Source organism: Micromonospora sp. DT53, from assembly GCF_049841535.1.
Lineage (GTDB): Bacteria > Actinomycetota > Actinomycetes > Mycobacteriales > Micromonosporaceae > Micromonospora.
This window is the reverse complement of sequence record NZ_JBNCKM010000005.1, coordinates 381133-397483: the sequence shown is the minus strand read 5'-3', so window position 1 is coordinate 397483 and position 16351 is coordinate 381133. Positions and strand designations below refer to the sequence as shown.

Here is a 16351-nt window from a genome sequence, read left to right as displayed (position 1 = left end):
GACCGGCCGGCACAGACGAGGAGAGCGACATGACGACGACCGCGAACGAGACGAGCGCAGGGTCCGCGGTGGCGGGCGTCGACTCCCGGCGTACGACGACCAGGGCGCTGCTGGCCGGCGGAGTCGTCGCCGGCCCGCTGTTCATTGTGGTGGCCGCCGCTCAGGTGCTCACCCGCGACGGGTTCGACCTGAGCCGGCAGCCACTCAGCCTGCTGGCTCTGGGTGATCTCGGCTGGATCCAGATCACCAACTTCGTGCTGACCGGGCTGCTCGCCCTGGCCGGCGCGGTCGGGCTGCGCCGGGCACTGCGCGGCGAGCTGGGCGGGACGTGGGGGCCGGCGTTGATCGCCGTGCACGGCGTCGGCCTGATCATCGGTGGGGTGCTGGTCTCCGACCCCAGCATGGGCTGGCCGGCGGGTGCGCCGGAGGGGGCGCCCGCGACGTTGAGCTGGCACGCCGTCGGGCACGGCGTCGGCGCGGGGCTGGCGTTCGGCTCGCTGCCCATCGCCTGCCTGGTCTTCGCCCGCGCGTGGTGGCGGGCCGGGCAGCGCGGCTGGGCGGCATTCTCCGTCGGTAGCGCGCTGGCCGTCGTCGCGATCCTGGCCTGGCCCGACCAGGACACCCTCAGCGTCCGGATGGCACTTGCCTGCGTCGTCACGTTCGGCTGGCTCACGACGCTCTGCACTCGACCGCTGACCCGCTGACCGTCATTCATCGATCACGAGAGGACCACACCGATGCGGTACATGCTGATGCACAAGCTCGACGAGACCCGGCCGGAGGCGTTCAACCCGAGCCCCGAGTTCATGGCCCGGATGGAGGGCTTCATGAAGGAGGTGGCGCAGGCCGGGGTGCTGCTCGCCGCGGAGGGGCTGTGTGAGACCTCCAAGGGCGCGACCCGGATCACCGTGACCGGCGGGAAGACCACCGTCACCGACGGGCCGTTCACCGAGACCAAGGAGCTGATTGCCGGGTTCGCCCTGCTGGACGTGCGCTCCCAGGAGGAGGCGGTCGAGTGGGGGCGGCGGTTCACCGAGGTCTTCGCCGACACGGTCGGCGATGTCGAGGTGGACGTCCGCAAGGTCTTCGAAATGCCGGAAGGCACGCCGCCAGCTTGATCTGACCACGCCGCGCCGCCACCTCAGCGTTGGGGTGGCGGCGCGGGCCTGTGTAGGGTGATCTTCGTCAGCCACGAGAGGAGGTGAGCCCGGTGACCACCCATCGTCATTCCTGGGCGCTCCTCCCGGCCGTCCCCCTCAGCTGACCTTTCGCGTCGGGGAGCGCCCTCCTTATCGGAGGACCAATGTCTGTCTCTTCGTTCCGCATCGACGTCTCCGATGCGGTTCTCGACGACCTGCGGGCTCGACTGGCCCGTACCCGCTTCACCGACCGCAGCGGCACCCAGTCGTGGCAGGGCGGTGTCGATCCTGACTACCTGCGGGACCTGGTGTCCTACTGGCAGGGCGGGTTCGACTGGCGGGCTCGTGAAGCCGGGCTCAACGCGTACCCCCAGCACCTGGCCCTCGTCGGCGGCCGGAAGCTGCACTTCCTGCACGTCCGGGCCGCGCGCCCGGCCGGAGCGCCCGCGCCGTTGCCGTTGTTGCTCAGCCACGGCTGGCCCAGCAGCTTCGTCGAGATGCTGCCGTTGGTCGACCGGCTGACCGACCCCGACCGGCCCGGCGGCGCGTTCGACGTGGTGGTGCCCTCACTGCCCGGCTTCGGCTTCTCGGAGGCGCCGAACGAGCCGGTGACCCGGGCGCTGCTGGCTCGGACGCTGCACGAGTTGATGACCGACGTGCTCGGCTACGAGCGCTACGGCGCCTTCGGCGGTGACGTCGGGGGAGTGGTCACCGGCTGGCTCGGTGCCCTGTACCCGGAGCAGGTGGCCGGCATCCACATGATCCATCCGCCGTTTCCGGCCAGCTTCGATGCCCGTCCGCTGTCGCCGGCAGAGCAGGCGTACCTGGACGCCGAGGCCGCGTACGACGAGACCGACGGCGGCTACAGCGCCATCATGGGCACCCGCCCGGACACCCTGGCGGCGGCGCTCGCCGACTCACCCGCCGGGCTGGCCGCGTGGCTCGTCGACAAGTACCGGGACTGGAGCGACAACCACGGTGACCTGCAGAACAGCATCGACCGAGACGCCCTGCTCACCATCATCACGCTGTACTGGGTGACGGGCACTATCGGCTCGTCGTTCCGGCAGTACGCCGACTTCGACCACAACACCCCACGACCAATGATCACCGTGCCCGCCGCGTTCACGGTGAGCACCGAACCCTCGCAGACCAACTTCCCCCGCTCGATCGCCGAGCGGGCCTGCACCGACATCCGGCACTGGAGCGAACCGGGCCGGGGCGGGCACTTCATGCCGCTGGAGGAGCCGGATCTGCTCGCCGCTGAGCTGAGGGAGTTCTACACCTCGCTGCGCGCGTAGTTGCTGTAGTTCGCCTTCCTGTTTTGCCTGGCGGCTGCTCTGGTCTCGCCGGAGCGGCCGCCGGCACCGGGCTACGCGCCGCCGAGCGACGCCTTGACTGCGTCGATGGCATCGAGCAACTCCTCGTTGTGCTCGAAGCCCTCCTCGACGATGGCCATGTCCACCCCGCATTCGCGCTGCCGCGCCCGCAGCAGGGTCTCCTCCACCGGGGCTACCGGGAAGGCGAGCGGGTCGAGACCTTGCGCGGAGCCCAGGTCCTCGATCTGGAGCCACTTGTTGTACTCGCCCTCGTAGACGATCACACCGGCGGCGATGCCCCTGGTCCACTGGTCGAAGAGCGTGGCCAGGCTGGTGGCGGCGCGCACCGAATCCCACGCGTCGGGCGAGATCTCGTAGCGCCAGATCTCACCCTCGTGCTCGCCCGCCAGGACGAACGTGAAGATGGCGTATTCGAAATGGAAGAGCGGCAGTTGGTGCCGCCAGGGGAACGGCGTGCCAATCGACAGCCCCAGATCGTCCAGCGCGTCCGGGCCTTCCGGCCAGGAGATCAGCCATCCGCCGTTGGGCAGCAACCGCCGCTCGGGCCAGCGCTGCGACTGCAACCAGGTCAGCTGCTCCGCGATGCGATCCACGCCGAAGATCCGGTGAACCACGTCCGGCGGTTGCCCGGTCGGCGACTCGCCCTGGTCAGGCCAGTCGAGGCCGACGGCCGTCGCCGCGAGGCGATAGTCGCGTACCGCGTTCCGCAGCACGCACAGGTCATCAAGCATCGGGAAGCTCCTCGGCCGCCGGGGTCCTGGGCAGGCTAGCTTCGCCGCACCGACTCTGGTGTCCGTCAATACTCTCCTTTCGGACGCAACGGGATGCATCGATCCCGACTGCGTTCCCTGTCACATACGTGAGCGGTTGTACCGCGTGTGACCGTGACCTCTGTGGCCTGCGCCCCCTGGCGGATCGCCTGGGCCGAGCGCGAGAACGAGCGCCGGCAGCGCGCGTACCGCGACGCCACCGACGCCTGGCGACGCCGCGACGACCATCTGGGCCGGCTCCGCATCGAAGCCGCCAGCTTCCTCGGGTGTACGCAGCCGCGCACCGGCCTACCCGTGGACCTCGACGACGACGAACTCGTCTTCCGCGTCCTCCCCGTCGCCACGCTCGTCGAAGCCGAGGCGCGGCACGTCCCCGGCCTGCCCACCCCCGACGGCTGCTGTTCCTTCGCTGAGGCTTCTTCCATGGCGCTGCCGGCGGGCCTGCGGGTCGTCGACACCGGCATGGCCGTGGTGACCAGCCACCGGGTCGCCTTCGGTGGCCGCGAGCACCGGCGCGAGTGGCGGTACGCGGACCTCGTCGGCCCCGCCCACCACCCCGACGTGCCGGTCACCCTGCTGCCCGACCGCTGTCGACTGCAAGGGCTGCTGGTCCCGGCCAGCGCCGCGGTCAACTTCCGCTTCTATCTCACAGTCGCGGCCGCCGACGACCGCGCCGACGTCATCGGGCAGGTCGACGCGCTGCTGGCCGCGCATCAGGCAGCCCGGCCTGCGCCTTTCCTGTTGGTGGAACCCGACGACGCGCCGCTGACGGCGGTACGCCCCGACCGGCGGGCGCTCGGCGCTGCCGCCGTCGCGGCCGTGGTGCTCGTGACGCTCGGCCCGGGCGCTTTGGGGCCCGGCGCTTTGGGGCCTGGCGAGTGGGGCCCTCGCGAGCCGGTGTCGTCGGCGAAGACCGTGGCCATGGACGTGCCGAGGGTTGGGGCGGTCCTTGTTCCGATCGGTCCCGTCGGGCCGGCGGCACCCAGGTCGCGGGTGGGCTCGGCCGACGGTGCCGTATGGAGCCCGCCGAACGTCCCGGCTGCCTCGCCGGCGGCTGTCTCCACAGTGGTGGTACCTGCTGTCGTGGTGGCCCTGCCGCCGGCTCCGGCGCCGTCTGTCGCCCCGGCCCCGTCGGCGAGTTCGGTGCCGACGCCTGGGCCGGTCCCCACCACGGACCCGCCCGCGTCAGCCCTGCCGACGCCGCCCGTCACGTCGGCCTCGCCGACCCCGAGCCCGACTGTTTCGGCGACGGGTACGCCTTCGCCTTCGCCGGATCCGGGGCTGCTGGCGATCTGCCTGGATCCTCTTCAACTGCCGTTGCTGGACCCGCTGCTCTGCCCGTCTCCGGCGCCCTGATCAGCGTCTTTGCCTGCGTGGCTCAGCTCATGGCGCTGAAGTCGGGGACGGTGAGGGAGCCGTCCTCAGCGAGGGTGAAACCCGGGTTCCAGGCGATCTCCCACAGGTGACCGTCCGGGTCGGCGAAGTAACCGGCGTAGCCACCGTAGAACGTCTCCCTGGCCGGCTTGGTCACCGTGGCACCGGCGGCCGTTGCGGCGGCGATCACCTCGTCGACCTCGGCCCGCGAGCGGACGTTCTGGGCGAGGGTCATCGCACAGGTGCCCAGCTCCTCGATGCCCGCGTCGGCGGCGAGCTTGTCGCGGCCCCACAGGACGACCGCCAGGCCGCCGGCCTGGAAGAAGACAGTCTCCTCGACCTCCTGGCCCTGCCAGCCGAGCTGCTCGTAGAACGCCTTCGCGCGGGCTACGTCCGCGACTCCCAGAGTGATCAGGCTTATGCGCTGTTCCATGGTCTTCAACCTAACGCGCGATCACTCAGGGGCGTTGCAGGCGGCCTCGACGTTGTTGCCGCTCTAGGCGCGGCAAGAGCACCGCCGAAGTCATCGCCTACACGCATTCGGATGAAGTCCGGTGGGAACGATCCAACCCATAGCATCGATGCTATGGCGGAGGTGAAGCGATGAGTGATCGCCTGGACTGGAACGACCTGCGTGAGCGTCGGATGGCGGAGCCAGGGGCGGCCGAGACCTACGAGGCCACTCGGATCGCCTTCGAGCTTGGTCAGGAGGTGCGCCACCTGCGCGAAGGGCATGGCTGGAGTCAGAGCCAGCTGGCCCGCGCCGCCGGCATGACTCAGTCCGCGGTGGCTCGCTTCGAGGCAGGCGGGATCGTGCCGACCTTGCCGGTCCTGGAGCGGCTAGCCCGGGCCCTGGACCGGCGGCTGGACGTCAGGTTCACACCGAACGCGGAGGCAGCCTGACTGCCTCCGACGTTCATCGCGATCAACGGCAGACGTGTTCGCGTAGCGGCAGCCGAGGGCCGTTGATCTAGGATTCCAGGTCATGCGGAAGTTCTTCACGGTTGGTGGTCGGAGCCTCTCGTATCTCGATTTTGGCGGTCCGGGTAACCCACTCATGGCTCTGCACGGGCACTACAACGAGGCGTCGGCATTCGCGCCGCTGGCTGAGGCGTTGGCACCGCAATGGCGGGTGATCGCGCTCGACCAGCGTGGGCACGGAGAGTCCGACCGTGCCGAGAGCTATGAGCGGGACGACTACGTCGCCGACGTCGCCGCGCTCCACCAGCATCTGAAGGTCGGCCCCGCCGTGGTGCTGGGTCACTCACTCGGCGGCGTGAACGCCTACCAGTACGCCAGCCGGCACGCCGATCGGGTCACCGCGCTGATCGTCGAGGACATCGGCGCAGTCGTGGACTGCGACTGGTCGTTCACCACCAGCCTTCCTCGCCGCGCGCCATCCCGCGATGCACTGGCCTCGGCCCTGGGCGGGGCGGCTCCCTATCTGGAGTGCTCCTTCCGCCAGTCGAAGGACGGCTGGGGCTTCTCGTTCGACATCGATGACACGGTGGCGTCCCAGAAAGCGCTCAACGGTGACCACTGGACGGACTGGGTAGCGGTGACCTGCCCCACCCTTCTGATCCGCGGGACACGGAGTGACGAGCTGACGGCCGATCACGCTCGCGAGATGATCGCCCGTCGCCCCGGCCAGGCCCGGCTCGTCGAGCTGCCAGCAGGTCACGTCGTGCATCACGATGCTCAAGCGCAGTTCGCCGCTGCGGTCGGTGCCTTCCTGTCTGAGCTCGACTGAGCCAGGGGAGTTTCAGCCCTGCCCGTGAGCAGCGAGACGGGTCGGGCTCGCGAGGAGCATCAAGCGGCGATCGTTCGGGCGGTGGCGTACACGTCGGCTGGTAGGGCGTGGCGGAGCTGCCACAGGACGCGCATGGGTCGGTCGCCGGTGTGCGAGTCGTACGTCATGGTGCCGGCGTAGAGGTAGGGCGGTGCGCCCAGGTCGCGGTCGGCGATGCGGGTTTCCCGAACGAAGAGGTGCACGGTCGAGCCGCCCGACGTGTAGCGCTGCCCGGTCGTCGACGTCGCAGACGTGGTGCTCTGCGACTCCCACTGGAACAGCGTGTCGGTGATGGCCCGGTCGGCGTACATGGTGGTGGGGGAGTAGTGCGCCTCGGACTTGACCAGGGTGACGAAGAACAGGTCGGCCTGGGCGTCGGGCAGCCACTTCACGCCCTCCCGCAGTGAGCCCGGGTTGGTCATTCCGAAGGCGGCGCATGCCTCGTTGCGGCTGTAGCGGGCGTGCACCCGCAGCGGCACCGCACCCGGAGCGGCGGTTGGCGTGACCCGGTGGATGCGGTCCCGCAGCACCTCGGCGACCTGCCGCAGCTCGGTGCAGCGGGCCGGTTCCTTCCACAGCCGCGCCAGCCGTTCGTCCCGCGTCGCGAGCGGGGCGTTCGGCCCCCAGAGGCTGAAGTGCAGCATGTCCAGCAGTCGGCTGCTGCCCGCGTACACCTGCTGACCTGGCGCGGGCGGTCCGGCCGTGACCTGGGTCAGCAGGTCTAGCCGGTCGAGGTCGTCGGTGTGCAGCATGCGACCGATGGCCCGGCCCAACTCCCGGTCATCCGGCCCTGGCGCGGACGTTTCGATGCCGGCGAGCCGCCGCAGCCCGGTCCAGCCGCCGATGCTGGCCGATCGGTACACGTCCTCGATCTCCAGGCCGGTCTCCCGCAGGAACGTCGCCAGGGTGACGTCGCCGAGCTGCCGAAGCTCAGACACGAGGCCGGTCTTCGAGGTGGGCAGTGCTGATCGCAGGTTGGCGAGCACGATCTCCTTCGCCACCCGGTCCAGTTCGATGTGGCAGCCGCTGGGCAGGCTCGGGAAGTCGTCCCGGACCGCCTCGGTGATCCCCCGCCGGCTGACCCCGGTCAGGGCGCGCCAGCGCAGGTCGAAGCGGAAGTTGGCGTGCTGCCCGCCGATGAAGTCGAGCACCGTGAGGCAGGGCTTGTCGTCGTCGAGGCGCAGGCCACGGCCGAGTTGTTGCAGGAAGATCGTGGCGCTTTCGGTGGGCCGCAGCATCAGGATCGTGTCGACCATCGGCAGGTCGACGCCCTCGTTGAACAGGTCCACAGTGAAGAGCACCCGCAGCTTGCCGGCCTTGAAGTCCCGCAGGAGCGCGGCCCGATCGGTGCCGGCCCGCGAGGTCACCGCCGCCGCCTCGACACCGTGTTTCCTGAACGAGTTGGCCATGAACTCCGCGTGCCCGATGCTCACGCAGAACCCGAGCGCCCGCATCCGCCCGACGTCCACCTTCTCGCGGACCGCGCGCAGCACTGTCTTCGCCCGAGCATCGTTGCCGGTGTAGATGGTGCTCAACTGCGTCGGGTCGTAGCCCTGGCCGCGCTTCCAGGTGAGGTGCGAGAGGTCCTCGTTGTCGTGTAGCCCGAAATACTGGAACGGCGCCAACAACTGCCGCTCCAACGCGTCCCACAGATGCAGCTCAACGGCCGCGCGCCCGTCGAACCACCGGCGCACGTCGCCGCCGTCGGACCGGTCGGGGGTCGCGGTCAGGCCCAGGAGTAGGCGGGGACGCAGCCGCTCCAACAGCCGCGTGTACGTCGGGGCTTCCGCATGGTGGAACTCGTCCACGATCACCATGTCGTACGCCTCGGGGTCGACCTCCCGGCGGTGCAGCGACTGGATGGAGGCGAAGACGTGCCTCCAACCGTTCGGCTTCTCGCCCGCGACAAGCGTCTCGCCGAAGCTGCCGTCCCCCATGACCTGCCGGAACGTCGACAAGCTCTGCCGCAGGATCTGCTCCTGATGAGCCACGAAGAGCAGCGAGTCCGCCTTCTTGCTGCGGTGCAGCCGGCGGTAGTCGAGAGCGGCGACCACGGTCTTGCCGGTACCGGTCGCCATCACCACCAGGTTGCGCCACCGCCCGTGCACCAGTCGCTCGGCGTCCAGGTCGGCCAGGATCTCCGCCTGATACGGGTACGGGCGCACGTCCAGGTTCGAGATTGCGGTCGGCGCATCGTCGCGACGCTCCCCGCTCAACGCGTGCCGTAACCGCTCGGCATCCCGGATCGCGTCGTACGTCTCGAACGCGGGATCGTTCCAGTAGTCCTCGAACGTCGCGGTGAACGTGTCGATGACGTGCGGCTGCTCCATGTTCGAGATGCGCACGTTCCACTCCACGCCATCCACCAGCGCGGTCTTCGACAGGTTCGACGAGCCGACGTACGCGGTGGTGGTGCCGTTGTTGCGGCGGAACAGCCACGCCTTGGCGTGCAGGCGGGTGGTCCTCGTCTCGTACGACACCTTGATCTCGGCGCCCAACTCGGCGAGCCGGTCTAGCGCTCTTTGATCGGTCGCGCCGAGGTAGGTGGTGGTGATGACGCGGACCTTGCCACCTCGGGCAATCAGCTCGCGGATGGCCGGCTCGACGATGCGTAGGCCGTACCACTTGATGAACGCGCAGAGCAGATCAACGCTCTCGGCCGACGCCATCTCGTGGTTGACCTCGTGGCCGATGCGGGGCTGGTGGCGGCCGTTGACCAGGAGTGCGCCGGTGGAGAGGGGAGTGGTGGGGCGCTGCGGGAAGGCTGGCAGCGCTGGTGGGGTTGGTGGGGCGGCGATGGCGTGGAGCAGGTGTTTGGCGTCGGTTACCTGGTCCTGCTCTGTGGCCGCCTTTGGGCTGAGGGTGGCGATGGCTTCGGCGATCTGGTTCGCCATTGCGACCTGGTGGTGGAGCTTGTCGTCGCCGCTCGGGACGGCTTGCAGGGCACGGGCGGCCAGGGTGGCGATGTGGCGGGCGAGGGTTTGGTGGGCGTCGGCGGGGTCGAGCTTGTGCTGGTGGACCAGGGCGGGGTCGACATGCTGAAGGCGGTCGGCCAGCTCACGGGTGATCAGATGCTCATAGACGCCCCGCTCAAGATCCGTCATCACCGCACGGTAACTCTTTCTGTGGCGGCAGTGCCCTCCGCCGCGCTGTGGATGAGGACGTCGGGCTGTCGCTAGCACCATCCGGCGGGAACAACAGCACCCGTACATCTGCGAGGTCAGCGAAGGCCCGTTCCAGCAACGGTCGGACTTCGCCCCAGTCCAGACCGCCGTTACCGCAGCCCAGCGCCGGCACCGCCACCGAGGAGATTCCATGCGCCCGAACGACGCGGACGAGGTCGCTGAGCCCGGCCTGGACATCTGCCACCTTCGAGCTGGTACGCCAGTGGCCCTTCGTCGGGAAGTTGATCACGTAGCGGCCTGGTCCTGGACGCGCCGAGTCATAGAGAAACACTTGACCAAGTCTTATCTCTGTGGCGGCGCATGCTGCCCGGTAGGCGGCGTAGTTGGCCGGGTAGGCGCGCTTGAACTGAAGGGCGATCCCCTTGCCCATCACACCCACGGTGTTGACCGCGTTGACCAAAGCCTCGGCGTCAGCGGCCAGTAGGTTGCCTTGCGCGATAGTGATCAAGTCCGTGTCCTCCCCATGGTGATCCTTAGTACCAGTTGGGCCTGACATCGACGGACACGGCGATGACGTCAGCATCTCGTACACCGAGGTCGAGCCGCGCTTTCACCCTCGCTCTGGCGCTAGCGGCAGCCACTTCTAGGATTTCCGATCGGGCTGAGGCCCGACCAGGTCGGCGAATGGCCGCCAGGGGTTGGCATGGCTGTCCTCTTGCAGCGAGTTGAGGCGATTGGCGAATTCCGCAGCCACGGCCGCCGAGGTCGTCAGGAGCGGTACGGCGGCTGCGACCATCTTCAACTCCCGTGCTTGCCGGAGAAGGGGCCATAACGGATCCGAGGTGACGTCGAAGCCATAGGCGGTGGCCAACGAGCGGTGCCGCCCTGATCCTCCGAACCTTGCCTCGCCTACCGCAACCGCTGCTAGATCAACCTGCCAGGGGCCGATGCACGTGGCATCGAAGTCGCATAGGACAATCCGACCAAAAGTCTCTCTGAGCAGATTGCCTGCGTGGGCGTCCCCGTGGATCAACGTTTGTGTGCCGCGATCGATGAGGGTCGTGACGTGCGGCTCCAGGCGGTCACACCAGTCGACCAGGAAGTCCCGGTCGGGCTTGCTGAGCCCGTCAGCGTCGGCCAGCCGTCTCCGTGCGTCGCCAACTGGGTCCCAGATGGGCAGCGGAAAGGATGGCGCGCCGAGTGCATGAAATTCGCGAAGCACCGTGCCAAGGTCCTCGACCGTCAGGGTAGGTGGTTGCGGCGGGACGTATTGCCACACCGAAGCGACGAGATCCCCGACTTCGATTGGCTGCTCGACGTCCCGCGCCAGACGGATCGTCGGCGCGTCGATCTTCGCGAACCAGCGCGCGAGTTGTACTACCTTCCTCACCCGGTCCTGAAGTTGATGAGTTCGCGCGATCCGGATGACGATTCCGGCCCGGGGCAACGCGAAGACGGCGTTGTTGGTCAGTCGCAGCAACTGGGCGTCGTCGGCCGGGACTCCCAGGGCGCTGGCGATGCCCCGCATTGCCGCTGTCATCGCCGCCTCGGAGAACCGTCCGCTCATGCGCCCAGCGCAGCCTCTGCCCTGAGGGAACGCTCGAAGGCGGCCACATCAGAAAGCGCTCGATGCTGAGTGAGATCACGACGTAGATTGACCACCCGATCAACCACTCGCTTGGAGCTCATCGTCCGGGCCTGCGTCAACACCCGCGCACCCACGGCGAGCGCCTGCTCAGGTTCATCGGCCAAGAACAGCGCGCTGCACAGTCCGACCTCGTTGAGCACGGTGCTTCGCACGTTCGCGGCGCCGAATGCCGCGATGGAATCCCTGCCCCAGCGCACAGCCTCGGATGCGTGCCTGCGGTCTCGCCGTGCCATGTCTCGATATACGCGCCCGTACTGAGCGAACAGCTCACCGCGGTCGTAGAAGCCCATCCAGGCCGGCTCTCGACCCTGGTTGATGCGCTCGAACTGGTCACTCGCCTTCCCGAGGGTCCTCACGGCAGTCTCGTGGTCGCCGAGTGCCGCGATGGAGGCTGCCTCCGCGCCCCAGAGCAGGGCCTTGGCCGCCGGGGTTGCGTGCGATCCCAACTGCGCGTGCGTGAGTTGCAGTGTGGTGACGGCATCCCGGTTGTGCCGAAGGTGCTGAAGCTGCTTGGCCTGTGCGTATCGAATCATTGCGACCAGCGGCGCGTTTCCGGCAGTCAGCGCCGCGCGCTCTCCGGCGACGAAGTGCCGTTGCGCGTCGCCGTGTCTGCCCGCGTCGAGTGCGGTCCAGCCAGCCAGTTGTCGTGCTGTCGCCACCGCCGCGATGAGGGGCGAAGTGAGCCCGGCCGGGTGCGACCAATCAAGCATCCGGTAAACCGACTCCGCGAACCGCGCCACCTCTCGATACAGCAGGCCGCCCCCACTCTCGCGGTCCACCGACCGATAAAGCTCCAGCACTGCGTTCAGTCGAGCGATATCCGCCGTGCCGATTCGCCGAGGCTGGACCAGCTCGCTGCCGCCGAGCAGACCTGCTCCCGCAGCGACGGCGGCGATACCGGCCAGCAAGGCCCGCCGACCCTCGTTCGCCTCAGCACCCTGTGGGTCGGTTGAGGTGCGGCCGCTCTCGGCTTTGTCCACCGACCGGTGAGGCTGCCCGGGCAGGGCGAACCATAGGCAGGAAGCGGGTATCCCGAGGAGCTGTGCCCAGTGCGCCAGCCGGTCCAGGTGCACCAGCGGCGGGCCGTTCTCCACCCGACTCAGCTGTGCCTGCGTGATCCCCAACCACCCCGCAACCACGGTTTGCGGCAAGGCGACCCGCCCGTGATACGGATGGCAGCGGTACGCCCTGATCACCCGCCCCAGATGCCGCTCGGCGAGAGCCTGTCGCACCGGCTCGTGCTCCCAGAAGCTCGCCGGCACCACCGGCGGCGCGCTCAACCGGTCTCGCTCGGCGGCCTGGCACGGCGTACACCGTCCGCTGTCGTTGTCCCGGGCCAGCCGTCCGCCGCACCGAGGGCAGTTCGCGTGTGTCACCGGCGGCTCCGTCCGTCTCGCCTCATCGAGCCTATCCATTGAACACGCTGCGTGGAGGGTCGGTATACGCCCGACGCATATCGTCAAAGGGCCACCGGCCAAGCGAACGGACGACAACTACTCAGGACGGGCGCGCCGCCCGCAGCGCCTCGACGACCACGCTCCAACGCCCCGGCCCGTTCACCGAGTTCAGCGGCTTCCCGTCGGCCACGACCACGCCGGCAGCGCGTAGCACCGCCAGGTGACCGGCATAAGCCGGATGGGCGGCCAGCTCGTCCTTGACGTGCGGAAACGCAATGATCGGCAGCCCCGCGCCCAGCGACTCGTTGAGGACGCCGAGCGCCAGCGTGTCGTTGATGCCCAACGCCCATTTCGTCACCGTGTTGAACGTGACAGGCGCGGCCACCACCACATCAGCGGGCGGGTGCGGCTCGGGGTCGCCGGGCATCCGCCACTCCACGCGTACCAGATAGCCGGTCTTGTCCTGTAACGCCTGACGGTCGAGCCACGGCGCGGCGGTCGGGCTGACGATCATGCACACCCGCCACCCGTCGGCGATCAGGAGGTCGACCAGCTCGTCGATGTGTTCCGCCGGACCCGCGGCGCAGACGACCAGATACAGCACCGGGCGTTCCGTCATGCCCGCAGTCTGCCCGATTCGACAGCCGCGACGTCGACCGCATACCGATCGCGCATGCCGCTAATGATCACCGTGACATCCCGTTGTACCTGGTCAGCCGCCACAGTCAACGCATGGCCCGGGGCGGGTGCCTTGTCCCGGAGCTGCGCTGGCCCTCAACGGCGCAGCTCCTCCCGCCCGCCCCGGTGCCAGCCCACGTGTCAACGACTTGGAGCCGGCATGCCCACCGTGATCGACGACGACCACCCGGCCCGCGTGAGCCTGGCCGCCGCCTGGGAGGCGGTCGACGCGCGAGCTGCCGGTGACTTCTGGTGCACAGTCGAAGACCGCCGACCCGGGCTGCTCCCACACCGCGACGCGCCGCTCTTCTTCACCGCGCTGGGCCGCCTCCTCGTCGGCGGCGACGCTCCGGCGAGCCGGGCGGCGCTGCTCCTGGTGCTCGGCCGCGCGTACCGTCATTTCGACCTGCTCCCGCACGCCACCACCATCGGCGACGCGCTGCTCGCCACGGTTGCCCGCCACACGCGCCCACTGTGGACTCCGCGGCACACCCTCGCCGCCGAGCGCGCCCTGTGCCGCGCCACCCGCGCCCTCTGCCGCGCCGCCGCGCAGGCCGAAAACGGCCCGGCCTGGTGGCACGTCCAGGTCATCGGCCATGACCGGCCATCGCCCGACATCGCCACCCTGACGGTACGTCCCTGGCGGCGACTGCCCTTCCAGCCAGGTCAGGCCGTACCGGTCTGCACGCCGCGCCTGCCCGGCCACTGGCGCTGGCTGTCCCTGGCCAACGCCCCACGCGCGGACGGCACCGTCGAGCTGCACGTCCGCGCCGTACCCGCCGGCACCGTCTCCCACCGCCTGGTCCATGAGGTACGCCCCGACGAACTGCTCTGGCTCGGCCCACCGCGCGACACCGGCCTGAGCCTCGACCCGGCGAGCACGAGCGATCTGCTCCTCGTCGCCGGTGGCACCGGCCTGGCGCCGCTGCGCGCCCTGGTCGAGCAGGTCGCCACCGCACCGAACGGCCGACGGGTGACGCTTATCGTCGGCGCGCGCACCTTCACCGACCTGTACGACGCGACCGCCCTCGACAAGCTGCAATGCGCCCACGACTGGCTGACCATCGTGCCGGCGTTGTCCAACGACCCCTGCGCGGAGCCGGCCGAGCGGGGCGACGCCCTGACCATCGCCCTCGAACACCACCAGCCCGGCCAGGACATCTACCTCTGCGGCCCACCGGCGATGCTGGTTGACGCGCGGGCACGACTGCTCGCGCGCAGCAATTCCGCAGGCCGCATCCACCTGCCCAGCAGCTTCACCCGCTGACGGCTCTCCACGCAGCGGTGGAATCGGCCGGGATTGGTCCCACCCAAAGAGCGATATGACTGTGAGTCATCAATATGACTCCCAGTCATATCGCTCGTCAGGGCAAGGTCGTCCGGACGCGAATCGTCGTTGAGCGGCGGTCCTGGCATCCGGACAGATCCACTTGCCCCTATCCGAAAACACCAGCATTTCGGTCCGGGCCTTGGCCCTGGCCTTGTTAGCCTGACCGCCAGTCCACGAAGGTGGGAGATGAACATGGCCGGACGTTGGGAAGCAGATCGCACCGCCAGTTTCTCTCGGAGACTCGGTAAGTCCGCCGCGGAGCTAGGTGAGAGCGGGGGGACCACCACCTGCCCCGACGTCTGGGAGCTGTCCAACGGCGATGTCGCAGTCATCGGTCGCGACCTGACCGACGTCCTCGCCGCGCGGTTGCCCGATGGCGTCAGTGTGGGCGCCGACGAACGGGTAGTCGTCATTCCGCGAAGCATGCTCGTGGCGGCCAAGCCGGACATCCCGGATGCGTGACCTGCTGGAATCGGGCAGCCGCCAGCGGCTCAGCCTCGCCGAGTACGACGCCGACTTTTACGCGACGGTCGAGTCGACCAACGGCCCCATCCTCAAGACCGAGCGGATCCAGACCTTCCGCGAGCCAGGCAGCCCGAGCTGGGAGGCGTACGCCGACGGTCGTTGGGAGGACGCTCTTCAGATCGCTGCCGAGCCGAATCCGGAGCTGGTGGCGTTCTTCGAGTACCTTGACCAGCTCGGTTCCGGGCTCCGGCGCCTGCGGATCGTTGAGTTGCCACTGACGCCCTACCTGGTCTGGGAGCTGCATTTCCTTCGCCACCGGGCGGAAGCGGGCGAGCGGATCAGTGTGCTGGATGCCCAATCGGTGACCGAGTTCGAGGCGGCGGCCGGTCCGATCCCTGAGCTGATGGTGGTGGGCCGTCAGGCCGTCTACGAGGTCTTGTACGACAGCTCAGGCACGCCGATCGGTGCGGAGAAATCGGTCGAACCGGCGGTCGTGCAAGGCTGTCGAAGCCAGGTCCTGACGCTGCTTGACCGGGCCGAGCCCTTCGAATCCTTCTTCCGCCGAGAGGTCTTCGGGACAAGCCCAGGGGTGCCCCACCTGTAGTAGCCTGCCTCCACCAGCGAGCGTGGAGGCACTGTGCCCCGACTCCGGATGGTCTCCGATCTGGCCCGTCGATCCGCTACGCCAACGATGCTGCTCGTTGCCGTCCTGGCCATGCTTGCGGCCGTCCTGTTCTCGCCCGCCGTGCTGCTCTGGATCGGAAGGCGTCCAGGGTACGACTGGCCGCTGTTGGGCAACGTCGGTGAGACGTACGGTGCCGCGTCGGCGATCCTCGCGGCCCTGGCGCTCATCGGCGTCGTGTCGTCGTTGGTGCTGCAGTCCCGGGAGGCCAAGGCAGTCCGGATGCTAGGGCCGAGGAGCGGAATTCGATAGCCGCCGACCAATATCTGGACCGGATCGTGCACCATTGCTCCGTGACACGACGTAGTCGGTTTGCGGATAATGCCTGGTCAGGCAACTACGCACCGTCAAAACGTCATCAGGAATGGCCCTGGAGTCGGCGTCATGACAGCCGCCGCTCGGGGCTCAGGCGGGAGATAAATATGCGTACCAAGAATCAAGCCCGAGCGTCAGTACTCGTGCTCGGTCTCGTCGCGGCACCGGCTACGAGCTCAACGGCGTCACCGGCGAAGGCATCGTCGACGACCTGCGCCCCAACGGCGGCGTCGCCACGGCACCGACAGCGGTCACCGTCGGCGCCTACGAGACCGAGGCGTTCACGGGGAACTGGTCGG

17 protein-coding genes are annotated in these 16351 nt (G+C 68.8%); 10 read left to right on the top strand and 7 right to left on the bottom strand.

Annotated features, from left to right (window positions below; translation table 11 throughout):
* Window positions 1-29 precede the first annotated feature (29 nt).
* The 3 genes from ACLQ3B_RS18800 to ACLQ3B_RS18790 all read left to right on the top strand — a co-directional run bounded on the left by ACLQ3B_RS18800 (window position 30) and on the right by ACLQ3B_RS18790 (window position 2440).
* The gene (locus ACLQ3B_RS18800) at window positions 30-704 is read left to right on the top strand and encodes a DUF998 domain-containing protein (protein ID WP_425782024.1); all 675 of its coding nucleotides are present in this window, start codon (window positions 30-32) and stop codon (window positions 702-704) included.
* Window positions 705-737: 33 nt separating this feature from the next.
* Window positions 738-1118, top strand: coding sequence for a YciI family protein (locus ACLQ3B_RS18795; protein ID WP_124820037.1), 381 nt, complete (start codon window positions 738-740; stop codon window positions 1116-1118).
* Window positions 1119-1303: 185 nt separating this feature from the next.
* Complete coding sequence (locus tag ACLQ3B_RS18790) at window positions 1304-2440, top strand: epoxide hydrolase family protein (RefSeq protein ID WP_425782023.1); 1137 nt, start codon at window positions 1304-1306, stop codon at window positions 2438-2440.
* 71 nt (window positions 2441-2511) lie between these two features.
* Here ACLQ3B_RS18790 and ACLQ3B_RS18785 read toward each other — a convergent pair whose 3' ends face one another.
* Window positions 2512-3210 (bottom strand): hypothetical protein, encoded by a 699-nt coding sequence (locus ACLQ3B_RS18785; RefSeq protein WP_425782022.1) that lies wholly within the window; start codon window positions 3208-3210, stop codon window positions 2512-2514.
* 153 nt (window positions 3211-3363) lie between these two features.
* Here ACLQ3B_RS18785 and ACLQ3B_RS18780 point away from each other — a divergent pair, with 153 nt between their 5' ends.
* The gene (locus ACLQ3B_RS18780) at window positions 3364-4605 is read left to right on the top strand and encodes a hypothetical protein (RefSeq protein ID WP_425782021.1); all 1242 of its coding nucleotides are present in this window, start codon (window positions 3364-3366) and stop codon (window positions 4603-4605) included.
* A gap of 22 nt (window positions 4606-4627) precedes the next feature.
* Here the strand turns inward: ACLQ3B_RS18780 and ACLQ3B_RS18775 are convergent, their stop codons facing one another.
* Window positions 4628-5056 (bottom strand): VOC family protein, encoded by a 429-nt coding sequence (locus ACLQ3B_RS18775; RefSeq protein WP_210820854.1) that lies wholly within the window; start codon window positions 5054-5056, stop codon window positions 4628-4630.
* A 170-nt stretch (window positions 5057-5226) separates the two neighbouring features.
* Here ACLQ3B_RS18775 and ACLQ3B_RS18770 point away from each other — a divergent pair, with 170 nt between their 5' ends.
* Both ACLQ3B_RS18770 and ACLQ3B_RS18765 read left to right on the top strand, forming a co-directional pair.
* Window positions 5227-5526, top strand: coding sequence for a helix-turn-helix domain-containing protein (locus ACLQ3B_RS18770; protein ID WP_425782020.1), 300 nt, complete (start codon window positions 5227-5229; stop codon window positions 5524-5526).
* Window positions 5527-5608: 82 nt separating this feature from the next.
* On the top strand, window positions 5609-6373 hold the full coding sequence (locus ACLQ3B_RS18765) for an alpha/beta fold hydrolase (RefSeq protein ID WP_425782019.1): 765 nt from the start codon (window positions 5609-5611) through the stop codon (window positions 6371-6373).
* A 59-nt stretch (window positions 6374-6432) separates the two neighbouring features.
* Here the strand turns inward: ACLQ3B_RS18765 and ACLQ3B_RS18760 are convergent, their stop codons facing one another.
* From ACLQ3B_RS18760 to ACLQ3B_RS18740, 5 genes are all read right to left on the bottom strand, one after another.
* Window positions 6433-9516, bottom strand: coding sequence for a DUF3427 domain-containing protein (locus ACLQ3B_RS18760; protein WP_425782018.1), 3084 nt, complete (start codon window positions 9514-9516; stop codon window positions 6433-6435).
* A complete protein-coding gene (locus tag ACLQ3B_RS18755; protein WP_425782017.1) occupies window positions 9503-10045 on the bottom strand; it encodes a macro domain-containing protein in 543 nt (180 codons plus the stop codon). The genes ACLQ3B_RS18760 and ACLQ3B_RS18755 overlap by 14 nt, the downstream gene beginning before the upstream one ends.
* Before the next feature lie 135 nt (window positions 10046-10180).
* Window positions 10181-11104: an aminoglycoside phosphotransferase family protein gene (locus ACLQ3B_RS18750; protein WP_425782016.1), complete on the bottom strand. Its 924-nt coding sequence runs from the start codon at window positions 11102-11104 to the stop codon at window positions 10181-10183.
* Window positions 11101-12465: a helix-turn-helix domain-containing protein gene (locus tag ACLQ3B_RS18745; protein ID WP_425782015.1), complete on the bottom strand. Its 1365-nt coding sequence runs from the start codon at window positions 12463-12465 to the stop codon at window positions 11101-11103. The genes ACLQ3B_RS18750 and ACLQ3B_RS18745 overlap by 4 nt, the downstream gene beginning before the upstream one ends.
* A 217-nt stretch (window positions 12466-12682) precedes the next feature.
* Window positions 12683-13201 (bottom strand): flavoprotein, encoded by a 519-nt coding sequence (locus ACLQ3B_RS18740; RefSeq protein WP_425782014.1) that lies wholly within the window; start codon window positions 13199-13201, stop codon window positions 12683-12685.
* A 219-nt stretch (window positions 13202-13420) separates the two neighbouring features.
* Between ACLQ3B_RS18740 and ACLQ3B_RS18735 the strand changes: the two genes are divergently transcribed.
* From ACLQ3B_RS18735 to ACLQ3B_RS18720, 4 genes are all read left to right on the top strand, one after another.
* A complete protein-coding gene (locus ACLQ3B_RS18735) occupies window positions 13421-14527 on the top strand; it encodes an FAD-binding oxidoreductase (protein WP_425782013.1) in 1107 nt (368 codons plus the stop codon).
* Between the two features lie 249 nt (window positions 14528-14776).
* Window positions 14777-15052 carry a hypothetical protein gene (locus ACLQ3B_RS18730; protein WP_240639223.1) on the top strand — a complete coding sequence of 92 codons (276 nt, stop codon included), beginning with the start codon at window positions 14777-14779 and terminating at the stop codon, window positions 15050-15052.
* A complete protein-coding gene (locus tag ACLQ3B_RS18725) occupies window positions 15045-15659 on the top strand; it encodes a DUF6879 family protein (RefSeq protein ID WP_425782012.1) in 615 nt (204 codons plus the stop codon). Before ACLQ3B_RS18730 ends, ACLQ3B_RS18725 begins: the two co-directional genes overlap by 8 nt.
* Before the next feature lie 33 nt (window positions 15660-15692).
* Window positions 15693-15989 carry a DUF6082 family protein gene (locus tag ACLQ3B_RS18720; RefSeq protein WP_425782011.1) on the top strand — a complete coding sequence of 99 codons (297 nt, stop codon included), beginning with the start codon at window positions 15693-15695 and terminating at the stop codon, window positions 15987-15989.
* The last annotated feature ends 362 nt before the right edge of the window (window positions 15990-16351 follow it).

Coding starts and splice junctions, on each gene's coding strand:
- ACLQ3B_RS18800 (WP_425782024.1), top strand. CDS start 30: ATGACGACGACCGCGAACGAGACGAGCGCAGGGTCCGCGGTGGCGGGC.
- ACLQ3B_RS18795 (WP_124820037.1), top strand. CDS start 738: ATGCGGTACATGCTGATGCACAAGCTCGACGAGACCCGGCCGGAGGCG.
- ACLQ3B_RS18790 (WP_425782023.1), top strand. CDS start 1,304: ATGTCTGTCTCTTCGTTCCGCATCGACGTCTCCGATGCGGTTCTCGAC.
- ACLQ3B_RS18785 (WP_425782022.1), bottom strand. CDS start 3,210: ATGCTTGATGACCTGTGCGTGCTGCGGAACGCGGTACGCGACTATCGC.
- ACLQ3B_RS18775 (WP_210820854.1), bottom strand. CDS start 5,056: ATGGAACAGCGCATAAGCCTGATCACTCTGGGAGTCGCGGACGTAGCC.
- ACLQ3B_RS18770 (WP_425782020.1), top strand. CDS start 5,227: ATGAGTGATCGCCTGGACTGGAACGACCTGCGTGAGCGTCGGATGGCG.
- ACLQ3B_RS18765 (WP_425782019.1), top strand. CDS start 5,609: ATGCGGAAGTTCTTCACGGTTGGTGGTCGGAGCCTCTCGTATCTCGAT.
- ACLQ3B_RS18760 (WP_425782018.1), bottom strand. CDS start 9,516: ATGACGGATCTTGAGCGGGGCGTCTATGAGCATCTGATCACCCGTGAG.
- ACLQ3B_RS18750 (WP_425782016.1), bottom strand. CDS start 11,104: ATGAGCGGACGGTTCTCCGAGGCGGCGATGACAGCGGCAATGCGGGGC.
- ACLQ3B_RS18740 (WP_425782014.1), bottom strand. CDS start 13,201: ATGACGGAACGCCCGGTGCTGTATCTGGTCGTCTGCGCCGCGGGTCCG.
- ACLQ3B_RS18735 (WP_425782013.1), top strand. CDS start 13,421: ATGCCCACCGTGATCGACGACGACCACCCGGCCCGCGTGAGCCTGGCC.
- ACLQ3B_RS18730 (WP_240639223.1), top strand. CDS start 14,777: ATGAACATGGCCGGACGTTGGGAAGCAGATCGCACCGCCAGTTTCTCT.
- ACLQ3B_RS18725 (WP_425782012.1), top strand. CDS start 15,045: ATGCGTGACCTGCTGGAATCGGGCAGCCGCCAGCGGCTCAGCCTCGCC.